At 65.0% G+C, this 16,981-nt stretch carries 11 protein-coding genes; 8 read left to right on the plus strand and 3 right to left on the minus strand.

Annotated elements, in window-relative coordinates; translation table 11 throughout:
• Positions 1–10 precede the first annotated feature (10 nt).
• From AC1DX5_RS14470 to AC1DX5_RS14480, 3 genes are all read right to left on the minus strand, one after another.
• Positions 11–1,249, minus strand: a complete 1,239-nt coding sequence (locus tag AC1DX5_RS14470; protein WP_465173969.1) for an MFS transporter — start codon at positions 1,247–1,249, stop codon at positions 11–13.
• 2 nt (positions 1,250–1,251) lie between these two features.
• On the minus strand, positions 1,252–2,013 hold the full coding sequence (locus AC1DX5_RS14475; RefSeq protein WP_478016143.1) for a phytanoyl-CoA dioxygenase family protein: 762 nt from the start codon (positions 2,011–2,013) through the stop codon (positions 1,252–1,254).
• Between the two features lie 62 nt (positions 2,014–2,075).
• Complete coding sequence (locus AC1DX5_RS14480; protein WP_478016144.1) at positions 2,076–3,158, minus strand: LLM class flavin-dependent oxidoreductase; 1,083 nt, start codon at positions 3,156–3,158, stop codon at positions 2,076–2,078.
• A 162-nt stretch (positions 3,159–3,320) separates the two neighbouring features.
• On the opposite strand from AC1DX5_RS14480, the gene AC1DX5_RS14485 reads away from it, so the two are divergent.
• The 8 genes from AC1DX5_RS14485 (at position 3,321) to bcsD (ending at position 16,922) form a co-directional block, all read left to right on the plus strand.
• Positions 3,321–4,409 carry a Gfo/Idh/MocA family protein gene (locus tag AC1DX5_RS14485; protein WP_478016145.1) on the plus strand — a complete coding sequence of 363 codons (1,089 nt, stop codon included), beginning with the start codon at positions 3,321–3,323 and terminating at the stop codon, positions 4,407–4,409.
• A gap of 182 nt (positions 4,410–4,591) precedes the next feature.
• Positions 4,592–5,569, plus strand: a complete 978-nt coding sequence (epsC, locus tag AC1DX5_RS14490; protein ID WP_478016182.1) for a serine O-acetyltransferase EpsC — start codon at positions 4,592–4,594, stop codon at positions 5,567–5,569.
• 94 nt (positions 5,570–5,663) lie between these two features.
• Complete coding sequence (locus tag AC1DX5_RS14495; RefSeq protein WP_478016146.1) at positions 5,664–7,247, plus strand: sulfatase family protein; 1,584 nt, start codon at positions 5,664–5,666, stop codon at positions 7,245–7,247.
• Between the two features lie 544 nt (positions 7,248–7,791).
• A complete protein-coding gene (locus AC1DX5_RS14500) occupies positions 7,792–8,073 on the plus strand; it encodes a hypothetical protein (protein WP_478016147.1) in 282 nt (93 codons plus the stop codon).
• A complete protein-coding gene (locus AC1DX5_RS14505; RefSeq protein WP_465169849.1) occupies positions 8,070–8,783 on the plus strand; it encodes a cellulose synthase operon protein YhjQ/BcsQ in 714 nt (237 codons plus the stop codon). Before AC1DX5_RS14500 ends, AC1DX5_RS14505 begins: the two co-directional genes overlap by 4 nt.
• 29 nt (positions 8,784–8,812) lie before the next feature.
• Positions 8,813–13,132 (plus strand): UDP-forming cellulose synthase catalytic subunit, encoded by a 4,320-nt coding sequence (gene bcsA, locus AC1DX5_RS14510; protein WP_478016183.1) that lies wholly within the window; start codon positions 8,813–8,815, stop codon positions 13,130–13,132.
• Positions 13,129–16,473 (plus strand): cellulose synthase subunit BcsC-related outer membrane protein, encoded by a 3,345-nt coding sequence (locus AC1DX5_RS14515; RefSeq protein ID WP_478016148.1) that lies wholly within the window; start codon positions 13,129–13,131, stop codon positions 16,471–16,473. The genes bcsA and AC1DX5_RS14515 overlap by 4 nt, the downstream gene beginning before the upstream one ends.
• On the plus strand, positions 16,473–16,922 hold the full coding sequence (bcsD, locus tag AC1DX5_RS14520; RefSeq protein WP_478016149.1) for a cellulose biosynthesis protein BcsD: 450 nt from the start codon (positions 16,473–16,475) through the stop codon (positions 16,920–16,922). The genes AC1DX5_RS14515 and bcsD overlap by 1 nt, the downstream gene beginning before the upstream one ends.
• Positions 16,923–16,981: the final 59 nt, after the last annotated feature.

Here is a 16,981-nt window from a genome sequence, read left to right on the forward strand (position 1 = left end):
GGACCGGCCGTCAGCCGCCGGACCGGGGAATCAAGGACCCCACCCGGCGGATGCGCGGCAACAACAGGTGAATCCAGCCGAGCGCGAGGAGATAGGAAATGCTGGCAAAGGCGAACAACGGGCCGTAGCCAAGGCCCGCCGCAAGAACGAGCCCGGCGATCTTGGCGATCGCCATGCCGCCGAGATTCCCGCAAAAGGCCCCGAAGCTGGTGACCCGCCCGACCTTGTCGTGCGGCGTCACGTCGGCGATCAGCGCAAACAGCGTCGTCGAGAAGCCCTGATGTCCGGCCAGTGCCAGGGCGAGTAACGCGACCGCCAGTCCGTAATTTTCGACATGCAGCGCCAGCGACACCGGCACCACGCACAGCGCCGAGACGAACATGACGCCCTTGCGGACCCGGTTCTCACTCCAGCCGCGCCCGAGAAGCGCGCTGGAAATCGCGCCGGCGCAGAGCGAGCCGATCGCGGCGCCGGTATAGGCGATGGCAAGCGGCGGCCCAAGCGCGGTGCCGGTCAAGCCGAACTGCCGGTTGAAGAAATCGGGCATCCAGAACAGCATGAGCCACCAGGTCGAATCCGACAGGATCTTGCCGACGGCGATCGCCCAGGTCCGCCGCTCGGTGAGGATCGGGCCATAGGTTTCGGTGGTTGCTTCGGTATCGGGCGTGGCTTCCGGCGTGGCGCCGAAGTCGAGGCCGCGCGTTACCAGCAACCAGATTCCGGCCCATAGCAATCCGGCTATGCCCGCGACGACGAAAGCCGAGCGCCAGCCCCAAAGGGCGGCAACCGCGGGAATGAACAGGGGGGTCACGATCGCGCCGATGCTGTTGATGCCGTTCAGCAGCCCGAAACCGGTCGATCGAAGCCTTGGCGGGAAGATCGTCGCGATCGTCTTGACGCCACTCGGCGTGCCCATTGCCTCGGTCGCGCCAAGCGCCACGCGGCACAGCACGAACTGGGTGAATCCGCTGGCCCAGCCATGCAGCATGGCCGCGAGGCTCCAGGCGGCGACCCCGACCGGATTGGCCCATTTCACGCCGAGCTTGTCGGCGATCGTCCCGGTGAAAAGGAAGGCGACGGCAGCAGCGCCCTGGAACCAGGCGGCGAGCGTTCCATAGTCGTTGTCGGACCAGTGAAGATCGGCACTGATGACGGGTTTGAGGATCGAGATGATCTGCCGGTCGACGAGGTTCAGAATGCCCGCAGTGAGGATCAGCGCGAACAGAAGCGCGCGGCGCTGCGGCGACATGATCACGCGAAGGTGACCTGCTCGCCATTCTGGAGAATCCGCACGGCATTGCGCCGAAGCTGGCGCGTGCCAGGATTGAGCATCGCCTCGGCGGTATATTGCGCGAGATAGACCCGCCTGGGCGTAGCGCTGAGGTTTGCGCCGGTCGCGTGGAGCAACAGGCTGGAGAAGGCTACCACGCTGCCGGCGGGAACCTCGATCGCGACGCCCGCCTCCTCCGTCGCGACCGCCAGATCATTGGTTGCCGCCTGCCGACCATGGGCGCGGATACCATCCAGATGGCTACCGGGAATGACACGGACCGTGCCATTCTCCACCGTCGTGTCGTCAAGCGGACACCAGCAAGTGAGATAAGGCAGATGGTCGGGTGGCCCGCCATTGCCGACGACATAGCCGGAATCTTGGTGCCAGCTGAAGGCGAGGCCCCGATCCGGCCCCTTCACGACATATTGATCGAAGAAGAAATAGGCGTCGGGGCCGAGCGTCGCCCGGCAGATGTCCGCCATCGTCCGGCTGAACAGCATCCGGCGCAACGACGGCTGCTCGCGCTGGCATTCGTTGGCGAAATAGCGGGTCCCACGATGGCTGAGCCCAAGCGCATCGACGCCGGCCGCATCCATCCGGGCATTTTCGCGCGCGACGAAATGGTCGCATTCCGCCCGCAACAGATCCAGCAGATCCCCCGCGAGGATGGCCGGAAACACCGCATAACCGTCGCGCGCAAAAGTCCCGGCGTGCGCCGTTATCGCCTGATCCGTCTCCATGCGACGACGCTATGCGGCGCCTCGGGCATTGGCTAGCGGAGATTTTCTATGCGGCGACGCGGCTATGCTATGACCAGTGGCCCATGGTCGAGACGGGGCAGGACGTGCCTCGCGAAAAGGTCGGCCTCGGCGATATGCGGGTAGCCGGAGAGGATGAAGGCCTCGATCCCGGCCGCCCTGTACGCCTCGAGCTTGGCCAGCACCTGATCGGGATCGCCGACGATCGCGGCGCCACAGCCCGATCTGGCGCGCCCGATGCCGGTCCACAGATTGTCCTCGACATAGCCTTCGCCGCCAGCCGCTTCGCGCAGCTCGGCCTGGCGGCGCACGCCGGCCGACTGGGAATCGAGCGACTTGGCCCGGATCGCGGCACCCGCCGCATCGTCGAGCCGCGACAACAGGCGATCCGCCGCCTCCCGCGCGGCCGCCTCGGTCTCGCGCACCACGACATGCACACGGTAGCCGAAGCGCAGGCTGCGACCGGCCTTGTCGGCACGCGCGCGCAGGTCGGCGATCGTTTCGCGCACCGCGTCCATCCGGTCGGGCCACATCAGATAGACATCGGCGCCTTTCGCGGCGGCCTCGCGCGCATCCTCGGACAGCCCCCCGAAATAGAATGCGGGCGCGCGGCCCGAAACCGTGCCGATGCGCGGCGGGTCGAGCTTCAGTTTCCAGAAGTCGCCATCATGGTCGAGCGGCTTGCCGTCGAGCAGCGTGCGCAGGATGTGCATCGCCTCGACGGTGCGCGCGTAGCGCGGTCCGCTCGCCAGCGACTCGCCGGGCAGCTCGCTCGAGATGATGTTGACCGTGAGACGCCCCTGCCCGCCCGCACCCGCGCCGAGGATGCGATCGATCGTCGCGATCTGGCGTGCGAGCTGGGGCGGCCAGCTCTCGCCGATCCGAACCGCCATCAGCAGCCGGATGCGCCGGACCAGTGCCGCGATCGCCGCGGCAAAGGCAGTGGTGTCGATGCCCAGCGCATAGCCGGATGGCAGCAGGACATTGTCGAACCCGCCGCACTCGGCCTGGAGCACGATATCGCGGCAATGCTCCCAGCTCGATTGCAGTTTCGGATCGGGCACGCCGAGAAACTCGTAATCGTCGTCGCACAGCGCCGAGAACCAGCTGACTTCGCACGGACTCATGGCAGATATCCTCCGATCGATGCTTCGGGCCCGACGCGCCGTTCGCCCTTGAATCGCGCCATGCCCCATGCCAGCGGGGAGACGGAAGCCCCACTCCTGCCGAGCGGGCGCGATTCATCACCACGCGCGAGCATGCGCGCTCATGGCACAAGGGACGACAGGGTGGGAGAGCTTATCCGTTACGGCATCGTCGGCACCGGCATGATGGGATGCGAGCATATCCGGAACATCCGGTTGCTGCCGAATGCCGTCATCACCGCGATCGCCGATCCGGTCGAGACCTCGCTCGGCTGGGCCGACGCGTCGCTGGGCGACGCGCGACCCCAACGTTTCCGCACGGCCGAAGAGCTGGCGGAAAAGGGCGAGGTCGATGCGGTCGTGATCGCATCCCCCAACAATACGCACCGCGAAACCATCCTTCCCCTGTTCGAGCGCGGTCTCGCCATCCTGTGCGAAAAGCCGCTGGCGACGACCCTCGAGGATGCGCGCTGGATCGCCGATCGCGCGGCGTCCCATACCGCGCCGGTCTGGACCGGCATGGAATATCGCTACATGCCGCCGGTCGCGCGCTTCATTACGGATGTTCATGCCCGGCGCATCGGCCGTCTGCAGATGTTGGCGATGCGCGAGCACCGTTTCCCGTTCCTGGTGAAGGTCGGCGACTGGAACCGTTTCTCGCGCAACACCGGCGGCACGATGGTCGAGAAATGCTGTCATTTCTTCGATCTGATGCGGCTGATCGTCCAGGCGGAGCCGGTTCGTGTGTTCTGTTCGGGTGCGATGGACGTCAACCACCGCGACGAACTATATGGCGGCGAGCGCCCCGACATCATCGACAACAGCTATACCGTGGTCGATTTCTCCAACGGTGCGCGCGCGCTACTCGACCTGTGCATGTTCGCGGATGGCGCCGAGCATCAGGAAGAAATCGTCGCGACCGGCGACACCGCGCGGCTCGACGTCATCGTCCCGCCCGGCGACCTCGTCTTTTCCCCACGCGTCGGCTTTCGCGCACAAAAGGCAGTCGAGCGCGAGACCGTCGCCGTCGACGAGACGGCGATGGCCGCCGGATCGCATCACGGCGCGACCTTCTATCAGCACGAGGCATTCGCCCGGGCCGTCCGCGGCAAGGGACCGGTCGAGGTGACCGCCGATGACGGCCTGCGCGCCGTCGCGATCGGGGTCGCGGCCGAGATCAGCGCCCGTGAGCACCGCGTCGTGGAGATGACGGAACTGGGCCTGGAGCCCTGAAGCACATCGCGTTGGCGTTTTCGCTGAGCGAGGACAGCGCACGACTGTCACCCGGGATGGATTTGCCTTTTCCGAGGCATAGGTAAACTTGATTTCAATCTCTACTGAAATGAGGGAGTTTCGGGTCGTTCCCTCATGATCAGCCTGTCCCCGCTACGGCGGACATATGTAGGAGATACATGATGTCCGTCGACAACGACGCACCGACGAATGGCGATTATTGGAACCTCGACGACATCGCCAATGGCCTGAAGGCGGCACGCACGCGGTGGCGTACCGCGCAGAAGCGCCATGCGGAATATGGCGCGGTCGGTTTTCCGTCGCGGATCGAAATCGACAAGATCATGGGCATCCTGTGCGGCGCCCTGTTCCCGCTACGCCTCGGCCCCAATTTCGTGCGCCTCGAAAACGAGGACGCCTATGTCGCCGAGACGCTCGATATCGCGCTGCGCCGACTTTACGGACAAATTCGGCTGGAATGCGCCTATGCTCTTAGCGCGGAGGGACTGCCACCGGTGCCCGACGACGCGGCTCGCATCATCGGCGCTTTCGCCGCGTCACTGCCCGGTCTTCGCGAATTGCTCGATACCGATCTCGAAGCGGCCTATGCCGGCGACCCGGCAGCGCGAAGCGTCGACGAGATCCTGCTGTGCTATCCCGGCATGCTCGCAATCATCCATCACCGTCTTGCACATCGGCTGCATGTCCTCGGCGCGCCGCTGGTGGCCCGCATCATTGCGGAAGTCGCCAACTCGAAGACAAGCATCGACATCCACCCGGGCGCGCAGATCGGATCGAGCTTCTTCATCGATCATGGAACCGGCGTCGTGATCGGTGAGACAGCGATCATCGGCAAGCGTGTTCGGCTTTATCAGGCGGTCACGCTCGGCGCGCGCAGCTTTCCGACGACGGCCGACGGCGCGTTGGAAAAGGGCCTTCATCGGCACCCGATCATCGAGGACGATGTCGTGATTTATGCCGGCGCGACATTGCTTGGTCGCATCACGATCGGGCGCGGATCGACCATCGGAGGCAATGTGTGGCTTACCGAAAGCATTCCCGCGGGAAGCACCATCAGCCAGGCGAGAAGCGAACGCCTGCTATTTGCCGAGCCCGGCACCGAGGCTTCGGCCTCACGGGCGGGGAAAGCCGCGGCGTAACGACCGGCAGGCCCAGACCGAACCGGTGGCGTTTGAGGAACTTGTCCGCGATGGCGTATAGCGGGCGCGCCACCGGCGAAAAATGAGGATGAGCATGAACGACGATCCAACCCGCCGCGGCGTCCTGCTTGCCGGGAGCGGCGGCGCGTTCGGCCTGTTCAGCTGGGCGACCGGTGCGACAGCGGCCGTTCCGCAGCGCCAGTCGCTCATGTTGAAGCGAAACGCCGGTGTTCGCCCGCGCAACATCCTGGTCGTCCTGACCGATGACCATCGCTTCGACGCCATGGGGTTCATGAAGGCCCAGGACTTCGGCGACACGCCGACGCTCGACCGGCTCGCAAGGGAAGGCGTGCATTTCCGCAACGCGTTCGTGACGACCGCCCTGTGCTCGCCGTCGCGGGCCTCGATTTTCACCGGCCTCTATGCGCACCAGCACAAGGTGGTCGACAACAACCACCCGATCCCGCCGGGCCTGACCTATTATCCTCAATATCTGCAGGCCGCCGGATATGAGACCGCCTTTATCGGCAAATGGCACATGGGCGCCGAGACCGACACGCCGCAGCCCGGCTTCGACCATTGGGTCAGTTTCAAGGGACAGGGCACTTACTGGCCGAGCGAGGACGGCCTGAACGTCGACGGCAGGCACGTGCCGCAAAAGGGCTATATCACCGACGAACTCACCGACTATGCCCTGGACTGGATCGGCAAGCGTGATCGCAAGCGGCCCTGGATGATGCATCTCGCGCACAAGGCGGTGCATTCGGAGTTCATTCCCGCGCCGCGACATGCGGGCCGTTATGCGAAAGAAACCTTCCGCTACCCCGAGACGATGAAGGCCGGCGCGCCGGGCCGCCCGATGTGGGTGGAGAACCAGCGCAACAGCTGGCACGGCGTCGACTATCCCTATCACGGCACGCTGGACGTCGGCGACTATTACAAGCGGTACATGGAGACGCTGCTGGCGGTTGACGAGGGCCTGGCCCGCATCATGGATCTGCTCGAACGGCGCGGCGAGCTCGACGACACATTGATCCTCTATATGGGCGACAACGGCTTCCAGTTCGGGGAGCACGGCCTGATCGACAAGCGCACCGCCTATGAGGATTCGATGCGAGTCCCGATGCTGGCGCGGTGCCCTGCCCTGTTCGGCCCCGGCACGGTCGACCATGTCGTCGCCAATATCGACGTGGCGCCGACGATGCTCGCGGCGGCAGGCCTGGCTGCGCCCGGTTCGATGGCCGGCGCCAACGCCCTGCCGCTCGCGCAGGGCAAGACGATCCCCTGGCGCACCGAACTCCTCTACGAATATTATTGGGAGCGCAATTTCCCGCAGACACCGACCGTTCATGCGCTACGGGAAGACCGGTACAAATATATGCATTTCCACGGCATCTGGGATATCGACGAGCTTTACGACCTTCAGGCCGACCCGAGGGAAACGGACAACCTCCTCGCACGGCCAGGCCATGAAGAACTCGCCGAGCGCATGAGCACACGGCTCTTCGCAAAGCTCGAGGAAACGGCGGGAATGCAGATTCCGCTCAGCCCGGATGCTGGTGAACGCAACGAGTTGCGTGATCCGAACGGGCCGAAAGGAGCGCCCTTTCCCAGCCGCTTCCTTCGTCCGCCGGCCAAAAAGCTCGCCGCCATGGTACGGCGACTGCGCGACCGCTGATGGCCGCGATCGACTGGAGGCGGGCGACATGGTCATGCGGCCGTGGAAAGCAGGTCGAGCCGAATCATCGGCGACTCGGCTGATCGCCGCCGAGTCGCGTAGAATTTTTGCGCGGTAACTCGGGTCGACGCCGGTACGACATCGCTACGGACACCGCTCATGCGGACCCGAATCGCGTCGATCTCAAGCAATAAACTGTCAGCGCAGCCTGGGACAGCGACGCATGGTTTACGAGAATCATACCTCCGCACGCCCCCCGAAAAGAAGCGCCTCGACCCATAACCCCGGAACCGAACTTCCTAACGGAATCATAAGATTGACTCCAACCTCGATAATAAAGATTGTGCCGAAATGGTTATATCTCTAGAGGGCGGGTCGTCGCAAAATATTGCATGGCCAATGCCATTAAATCGCTTGAGCGGCCCAGGTCGGGTACAATCAGTGAACGGCGAGAAGAACGTTCCTGTAAAGAGCGTGTAACAAAGCGATGGGAGAGGATACCTGATGCGCGGCGTTAAAGGGTGGGATGATTATGCGCGCAGACGTGACTTCGCTTCTCGACAAGCTAGAGCGGCCTGACTTCCGCTATCGCCAGTTTGCCGATGCCATTGCCGACCTGGAACCCTGGCCGCTGTTCGAGGCGCTGCTCGTCGACGAGCGCGTGACGGGCAAGCGGCGCCGGGCGATCGACACCCCGGTCCGCGACGACCCGGTCGGCTTCTTCGCTGGCTATGATGATCCGGTTGCCGCGCGCAGTGGCGATGTCCGACAGGCGGAGGAGGGTCTGCGCGCTTTCCTCCAGACGCTGTCGAACCCGCGACCGTGACGCTGATCCTGTGCCACTCGCCCACTGGCGGCGTCGGCACGACCTTTCTCACCGCCCATCTCGCGCTCGGGCTGGCGGAGCGGGGCCATGACGTCACGGCGATCGACTTCACTTACGCGGATGCGCTCAAGCTGTGTTTCGGGCTGAAGCCGGTCGACCAGTTGCCACGCATCGACGACCCGCACGAGGACAAGGTGGTTGTCGAGGGCGTGACGCTGCTGTCCGGTTACACTGCGTCGCGCGCGCCAGCCTTTGCCGATGTGATTCGCGACGGGCACGGCGCGCTGTTTGGCCCTGGCCGGGTGGTGATCGCCGATGTAGCGTCGGCGGACATCGAGCTGAAGCATCGCCTGCTGCCTTTTGCGGCGCTCCATCTGTGCACGTTGATGCCGCGGCCGGCCTCGTTGGCCGCGCTGGCGAAGGTCGAGCCCGGCACGCCGACCATCGAGCTGAGCGGGACGGCCTTCGTGCTCAACCAGATCGACGATACCCGCCGGCTGTCGCGACACAGCAAGGTTTTCCTGAGCGAGTTGTTTGGCGCCAGGCTGATCGCGACGGTGCGTCGTGACGAGGCGGTCAACGAGGCGCTCGCATCATTCCAGTCGATCGTCCGGTACGCGCCGCACAGCGTGGTTCTGCCCGATCTGCGCGCCATGGCGGCAGCGGTCGAACGGCGCTGCGAGCTGATCCCCGCGGAGTCGGTGGAGTGACCTTTGCCGCACGGGTGTTGCAATGGTCGATGCTAGCCGCCGCGCTGGCCATGACGTTGATCGTCGTGACCGTCCCGCTCGATTTGAATTCCCAATGGATCTTCGCGCTGGTCACCATCGCGGCGACATTTTTGCTGCGGCGGGCGCGCTCGAAGCGGGCAATGCTCTCGCTCGCCATCCTCACCGTCGTCGCATCGAGCCGTTACATGTTCTGGCGCACCACCGCGACGCTTGATTTCGACAGTCCGGTAAGCGCTGTGTTCGGCATCGGCCTGTATCTCGCGGAACTCTATGCCTGGGTGATCCTGGCGCTGGGGTTCCTGCAGACGGCCTGGCCACTGGACCGCGACGCGGTCGAACTGCGGGGAGAACCGGACGCGTGGCCAACCGTCGATGTCTTCATTCCCACCTTGAATGAAAGTCTCGACATCGTCCGCACGACCGTGCTCGCGGCGCTCGATCTCGATTATCCGGCCGACAAGATGCGAGTCTATCTGCTCGACGACGGACGACGCCCCGCGTTTCGCGCGTTCGCGCATTCCGTTGGCTGCGGCTACGTAACCCGGTCCGACAACCGTCACGCCAAGGCAGGAAACCTGAACGCCGCGCTGGCGCGGACCGATGGCGCGCTGGTCGCCATCTTCGATTGTGACCATGTGCCCACGCGCGCCTTCCTCCAGATGACGATTGGCTGGTTCCAGCGCGACCCGGAACTTTCGCTGGTGCAGACACCGCACCATTTCTACTCGCCCGATCCGGTCCAGCGGAACCTCGGCACGGTGCGCGAGCTGCCGGGTGAAGGCGATCTGTTCTACGGTGCGGTGCAGAAGGGCAACGACCTTTGGAACGCCGCCTTTTTCTGTGGTTCCAACGCGGTCCTTCGACGCGCGGCGCTCGAAGATATCGGTGGCTTTGCGTTCGAAACGGTCACGGAGGACGCCCATACTGCGCTCAAGCTCCAGCGTCGGGGCTGGGGCACCGCCTATCTCGGGCTACGCCTGTCGGCGGGCCTCGCGACCGAGCGGCTCGTCCTCCATATCCGCCAACGGGTCCGTTGGGCGCGCGGCATGACTCAAATCATGCGCATCGACAACCCGTTGACCGGCCCGGGCCTCAGCTGGCAGCAGCGGCTTTGCTATCTGAACGCGTTGCTGCACTTCCAGTTTCCGCTGCCACGGATCGTCTTCCTGACCAGCCCCCTGGCCTATCTCATCCTGGGGCAGAATATCATGCACGCCTCGGCGTCGTTGATCTTCGCTTATGCCGCCGCCCATCTCTATTGTTCGCAGGTGTCGAGCGGCATTCTCCAGGGCGGCGACCGGCGCCCCTTCTGGGGCGAGATCTATGAAACCATCCTTGCCTTTCATCTGGTGCGGCCGACCTTCCAGACCTTCTTTCGCCCGCATGGCGGCAAGTTCAACGTGACCGACAAGGGTGCGTTGCTCGACAAGACCTATTTCGACCGATCGACCGTGCGGCCACATCTCTTCTGTATCGCGCTGATCGTCTTCGGCATTGCGTTCGGATTCTGTAAATTACTGTTTTTCCCGCAATATTTCAACATTCAGGCCGATACGCTGGTGCTGAACACACTATGGGCGAGCTTCAGCCTGGTCATCCTGCTCGCCGCGGTCTCGGTCGGGCGGGAAACGCGCCAGACGCGCGAGCATATCCGCATTCCCGTGCGGCTTGTTGCCACGCTTTATTTCGCCGATGGGCATGTGTTGGACGCCACAACCAACGATGTCTCGATGGGCGGCCTCTCTGTGACAGCGCCGTCCGACGTTTCGTTGCTGGATCGGTCCATCACGCACATCGCCCTGCCGCTGGGCGACGAGATGCTGACGTTGCCGGTCGATTTGCTGCGAACAACCGGCAGCACCGCCAAGATGCGATTCAAGGAACTCGACATGCTCCAACGACGCCAGCTTGTCCGCTCGATCATGGGTCGGGCAGACGCGTGGGAGAGCGCCGAGCCACGTCCGTCGGTTTCCGTCCTGCGGTCGCTGCGCGACGTCGTGAAGGTCGATCTGGTCACGCTCAAGCGGCTGCTGAGGCTGAATCGGGCGGAACGGCGTAAGGAAAGGCGGCTGCGGGTGCCCGGTGCCATCGCAACCGCTACCGTTAGCGCGGCCATGCTGGTCATGGCGTACCCGGCGGGAATCCGGGCACAGCCCGCGCAAAACCCGGCAAGGAGCACCACAGCAACTGCCGCGCCTGCGGCCGGCATACGCAGACAGCAATTGACTTTTCGGGACCTGCAGGTGCGATCCGCCATCCGGCTTGCCGGCACGCGCGGCGAGATCAGCATTCCCTTCGGCATGCGCGCCAACGAGGTCGTGACGGGTGCCACCCTGACTCTGACGATGGCGTGGTCGCCCGCATTGCTCGCCGATCTCAGCCAATTAGTGGTGATCGTCAACGGCGAAGCCGTGCGTACCGTCGCCCTGACTCCCGATGGCGCGGCTGGTCAGCGTATCGCGATCCCGATCAACCCGGCGCTGTTCCTTCCGGGCGACAATCAACTCAACCTGCGGCTCGTCGGCCATTATGCCCGCGATTGCGAGGATTCGTTCCATAGCTCCTTATGGGCGAATATCAGCAATGTGCGGTCCGGACTCGACCTGACGATCCAGACATTGCCGCTGGCGCCCGATCTGGCGCGGCTGCCGTCGCCGTTTTTCGACCGGGGCGACAATCTTCCGCTCACCCTGCCATTCGTGTTCGCCTCTGCGCCGCGCAACGGAGAATTGGAAGCGGCGGCCAGCATCGCAGGTTGGTTCGGCAGCCTTGCCAGCTATCGCGGCTTTGCCTTCAAGCCCGTCTACGGGGCTCTGCCGCGGGGCAACGCGATCGTCTTCGTGCGGCCCGGCATGCGGATCGGCAATTTCGTGCCGACGATTGGCGGCCCATCGGCATTCATCATGCGCAATCCGTCGGATTCCTATGGCAATCTGCTGCTGATCATGGGCCGCGACGATCGCGAACTGAAGCTGGCGGCGGCGGCATTGGCCATCGGGCGCGGTGCGACGGGTGGCACTCTCGCGACATTCGATGGCGTGCGCATTCCGACCTATGCCCGCTACGCGGCTCGGCGCTGGCTGAGGACCGATCGTCCGGTGCAGCTTGGCGAACTGATCGCTCCCGCCCGGTTGCAGGGACAGGGCTTGCCGCCCGGGCCATTGATCACCGGCTTCCGCGCACCACCCGATCTCTTCTTCTGGCCGCGGGGCGGCGCTCAGCTCGAGCTGCACTACCGCTATCCGACCGCTGTCTGGCTCGATCAGCGTGCGTCGCGGCTTGACGTCTCGCTCAATGATCTTTTCCTGCGGACCCTGCCGCTGACCAGCGACAACTGGTGGCTACCGCTGTTTGGCCAGACCGAAGGGGCGGGAACGCGTATTGCCAAAGCCACGGTCGAACTTCCCAGCTACAATCTGTTCGGCCAGAATGACCTGACGTTCGACTATAATTTGATCATCGCGAACAAGAAGCGGTGCGAGGGGACGATCCCTGACAATGTCCGCGTCGCAATCGATCCGGACAGCAGCATCGATCTGACGCACGCCTATCACGCCCAGGTCATGCCCAATCTCGCGACATTCGCCAATGCAGGGTATCCGTTCACCGTAAGCCCCAATCTGGCGGAAACGACGGTGCTGATGGGCGGAGCGCCCTCGCCGAGCGTGGTCGAGACCTATCTGCTGCTGATGGGGCGGTTCGGCGATTCGACCGGCACGCCCCCCACCGCCGTGATGGTAACGCAATCCGTGAGCGATGCCACGATGGCCGGGCGGGATGTGCTGGTGATCGGCGGCTTCGAAGTCACGCGGTCGGCCCCGGCGCTTTTTGCGAACGCTCCAGTCCGCGCCGACGGCACACGCCTCCGCGTGATGGAGCGAGGGCCGCTGAACCGGATCTTTGGGCTGCTCTCTTCGAGCATCGCCGATCCGGATGGCGCCGACACGTTTCTACAGGCGACCGACGCCTTTAGCGGGCTGGTCAGCTTCCGATCGCCCTACGACTCCGCCCGCACGGTGGTCGCCGTGATCGGAAATGACCCGCGGGAGCTGCCGTTGCTTGTCCAGGGTCTCACCGACCGACGGATCAATGCCCAGGTGCAGGGCGACCTGGCGGTCACGAGCGGCGACGGGATGCGGAGCTTTGCCGTCGGGCCCAGCTATTGGGCCGGCTCACTGCCCGGCTGGATGCGGGTCGCCTGGTGGTTCAGCCAGCGGCCTCTGCTGATGGCGCTTGGGGGCATCGTTGCCGCGCTGCTGTTGGGCGGACCGCTCTATCTGTTTTTCGCGCGGCAACAACGCCGGCGATTGAAGGGAGAAGCGGCATGATGCGAATCAGCACTATTGCGACGCTGCTCCTGACCACCGTCGCCACCCCGGCGCTGGCCCAGGCGCCAGGAGTCCCGGCGTTGCTCGAGCAGGGCCGCTACTGGCAAGCGCACGGGCGCGCAGACCTGGCCAGGCAGGCCTATCGGCGCGCGCTGGCGCTCGACCCGTCCAATGCGGAAGCGCGGCGCGGAGTCTCCGCGTCTTCTCCAGCACCAAACGCGGCGGCACCGATCAAGGCTGAGGTACAGGTCAAGGCAGCGCCACAGGCGCCCCGTCCCGCGCCTGCCATCCGACCGGGCCCGTCCGCACCGAAGGCGGTCACCACGCCCATCGATCGTGGCGGCGACGCGCGCGCCGCGGGATTTCGCGCGCTCGACAGCGGCGACGTGGCGGCGGCCGGCCGCAATTTCGAGGCTGCCCTTGCCCGCAACCGGGCCGATGCCGATTCATCGGGCGGGCTCGGCATCGTCCGGCTGCGCCAATCGCGATTCAGCGATGCGGTCGAGTTACTGGAACGAGCATCCGTGCGTGGCAACGCAGGCAAATGGGCAGAGGCCCTGGCGTCGGCGCGCTTCTTCAGCCGGCTGGCGACAGCGCGCGCCAAATTTGATGCCGGCGACCTGTCTGGCGCGCAGGCGGATGCCGAGGCGCTCTCGCGCGAGACGGTGAAGGATCGCCGCCCGGCACTGGCCCTGCTCGCCGACATCTATGAGCGGCAGGGGCGCTATGCCGACGCCGCGGACCTTGCACGCCAGGCTGGTGCCAATGGCGGTGGCGATGCTCAATTGGCCAGCCGAGTCATCCGCAATGCGGCGTTGCAGGCCGCGGCGCAGGGCAATTTCCAGGAGGCGGAACAGCAATTCCAGCGCGGCCTGCTGGCCGACCAGTCCGACCCCTGGATCCGGCTGGAATATGCGCGCCACCTGATCGGCCGGGGTCGCGCGCCGGAGGCCGAATCGCTGATCCGGTCGCTCCAGTCGATCGGAACGCCTGACGCGCTCTACGCCGCGGCGCTACTGGACGGGCAGCTCGACCGCAATGCTGCGGCGCAGCAATTACTGGATCAGATTCCCCCCAGCCGCCTGACTCCAGCGATGCAACGCTTCGCGGCGCAGCTCAAGGTCGAAGCGGCGATCAAGCGCGCCCGCGCACTCGCTGCGCAGGGCCAGGCCCTGTCGGCCACGTCCGGCTTGCGTCAGCTTGCCGCGACGCCGGGGCTGAGCGCCGCATCGCTGGCGATGATCGGCGGCGCCCTCGACGATCTGGGCGATTCCGCTACCGCGATACAGGTCGCGCAACAGGCGCTGGCCGCTGGCCCATCGTCGCCCGACAGCTTCGAGCCGGTTGTCCGGATCCTGGCCCGGACCGGCCAGGACGACGCAACCGCGACGGCAATCGAACGCGCGCGCCTCTCCGCTCAGGGTACGCCCGACGGCGCTGTCGCGGTCGCGCGGCTGGAAGGCATCCGCGCCGCTGCTCAAGCGGACCGGTTGCGCCTGGCCGGGCAATATGCCTCAGCCTTCGATCTGCTGCAGCAGACTTGGGGCGCCGCCCCGGGCAATATCGATGTGCTCGCAGCGCTGGCGCGGCTCTATCAATCCGGCAACATGCCGTCGCAGGCGGCGCAGACCTTCCGGATGGTGCTCGCCGGCCGGCCACGCGACAAGGGCGCGCTGATCGGATTGATCGGGACCGCGGGGGCGAATGGCGATCACAGCCTTGCGGTCGCGACGATCGACCGAGCGCTGCAATATTATCCGGGCGATTACGAGATTTATCTGGCGGCCGGGCAGATGGAACAAGCGCGGGGCGACCGCGGCGCCGCCATCAAATATATGCGCCGCGCCGAGGCCAGCTATGCCGCCCGTAACCAGAGTGCCGGCATGCTCGATCGCACCAATCCCTTCGCGGCGGGAATGGCCGACTCCAACCCCTTCCGACAAGCATCCGCGCCGCCCGCACCTGTCGTGGCAAATCCTTTCGCGCTGAGCGGCGGCCGCGTCGCCGCTGCCGAGCCGGCCCCCTATGTGCCGTCGGGATCTGATCCCGTGCCGTTCAGGGTCGCACCAGGCTATGGTGCGCCCGATCGCGGGACGGCTGCGGACGTGACGCCGATACCCGGGGCGGCCCCTGCCTATCCTCCGGTCTATAGCCCCATCTCGGGCACCGTGCCCGCGGACCCGGTCATGGCCAAGCTCCAGGCCGACATCGCCGCGCTGTCCACCAATACGGGCCCCCGCGCGAACGTGACCACGGGCTATCGCCAGCGCTCCGGTGAAACCGGCCTCAGCGAATTGCGCGAACTGTCCGGCACCGCGGAAGTCTCGACCGATCTGCTTGGCGGCCGCATCGGGGTCAGCGCGACGGCCAAGGTCATCGATGCAGGCCGTCCGAGCGGATCGGCGCTTGCTCGTTTCGGCCGCAATGCGACGCCCGAGGCGGAGGGGATCGTCGCGAAACTGCCGTCCAAATTGATTCAGGCGGATACCCAGCACGCCTCCGGCGTCGCGGTTGCCGCTTCCTATGACAGCCCCTGGATCCAGGCCGAAATCGGCACGACGCCGATTGGATTCGAGACTACGCGCGCTACCTTCGGCTTTACCGCCAAACCGCGCCTCTCGCAAAATACCAGCGCTCGCGGCTGGGTCCGCCGTGAGCCGGTCACCGAGAGCGTCGTCGCGTATGCGGGCGCTCGCGATCCCGTCACCGGACAGCGCTGGGGCGAAGTGATGCGGACCGGCGGCGGACTTGCGCTTTCCTGGGACCGGGCCGGCACGGGACTGTATGGTGATCTGTCGGCTTATCGCTACGAGGGACTCAATGTCGCCGACAATCGCGGTTTGCAGGCCAATGTCGGCGGCTATCTTCCCATCATCCGGGGCGGTCAGTCGCAATTGACCGGCGGCCTCAACGTCAACTGGCAAAGCTTCCGCAACAACCAGAATTATTTCACTTATGGGCATGGCGGCTATTTCAGCCCGCAAAGCTTCCTGAGCGTGGGCCTGCCGATCCGCTACAGCTATGATTCGCCTCGGATCGAGGGCCGTCTCGGCGTGACGCCGGGTTATCAGAGCTTCGAACAGGACCGCGTGTCGATCTATCCGACCGATCCGGCGGCTCAGACGACGCTCGACGCGCTCAAGGCACAGAATACCGATGTTCGCTCATATTATGACAGCCTGAGCAAAACCGGATTTGCCTTTGCCGCGGACGGCTCTCTCTATTACCGGGTAACGCCTTCGACTCAGATAGGTGGTTCTTTTGGCGTGAATACTTTCGGAACTTATGATGAATACCGGTCATCGATCGGCATTCGACAGACGCTGGGAAGCGAGCGTTGATGGTCACGCCCGGATCGGGACCCGATGGTGATGCAATGGCTGCCGGCGCGCTGTTGCTCGCCGGCATGGTGGCCGAAATACGCGCAACTGCGAGCGACGCGCAGCGTAACGCCCTTCTTCGCGCCGCCGGTGTCCGTATCGCCACGCTCGCGCCGCTGACAGGGGTGGACGACCTGACCGCGCTCACTGTCCGCGTGAACGATTTCTGGAGCCGGCATGGCTGCGGCTCGACGCGTTTCGCGCTTGATGAGGACGGAATCCTGATCACGCATTCCGGCTTGCCCACGGCGCTCGGGATGCTGGTCGGCGGTCGGCTGGAAGACGTGCTTCGTCCCGTGCTGGAAGGCATCTATAGCGGCTGGATGCGGCAAATGGGCGGCGGTCCCACGCTGCGCACGCGGACCATCCGCTGGAACGACGCCGAAATAAGGTTGAAGCATGGGCGTTGATCGCCGCTATTTTTGTCTTTCCATGGTCGGTACGATTGCAAGCTTCGGAATCAGCGGCT

The organism is Sphingomonas sp. P2_B6, from assembly GCF_056404755.1.

Bases quoted from the DNA above. Each gene is read 5' to 3' on its own strand.
- AC1DX5_RS14470 (WP_465173969.1), bottom strand. From the start codon at position 1,249: ATGTCGCCGCAGCGCCGCGCGCTTCTGTTCGCGCTGATCCTCACTGCG.
- AC1DX5_RS14475 (WP_478016143.1), bottom strand. From the start codon at position 2,013: ATGGAGACGGATCAGGCGATAACGGCGCACGCCGGGACTTTTGCGCGC.
- AC1DX5_RS14480 (WP_478016144.1), bottom strand. From the start codon at position 3,158: ATGAGTCCGTGCGAAGTCAGCTGGTTCTCGGCGCTGTGCGACGACGAT.
- epsC (WP_478016182.1), top strand. From the start codon at position 4,592: ATGTCCGTCGACAACGACGCACCGACGAATGGCGATTATTGGAACCTC.
- AC1DX5_RS14495 (WP_478016146.1), top strand. From the start codon at position 5,664: ATGAACGACGATCCAACCCGCCGCGGCGTCCTGCTTGCCGGGAGCGGC.
- bcsA (WP_478016183.1), top strand. From the start codon at position 8,813: ATGCTAGCCGCCGCGCTGGCCATGACGTTGATCGTCGTGACCGTCCCG.
- AC1DX5_RS14515 (WP_478016148.1), top strand. From the start codon at position 13,129: ATGATGCGAATCAGCACTATTGCGACGCTGCTCCTGACCACCGTCGCC.
- bcsD (WP_478016149.1), top strand. From the start codon at position 16,473: ATGGTCACGCCCGGATCGGGACCCGATGGTGATGCAATGGCTGCCGGC.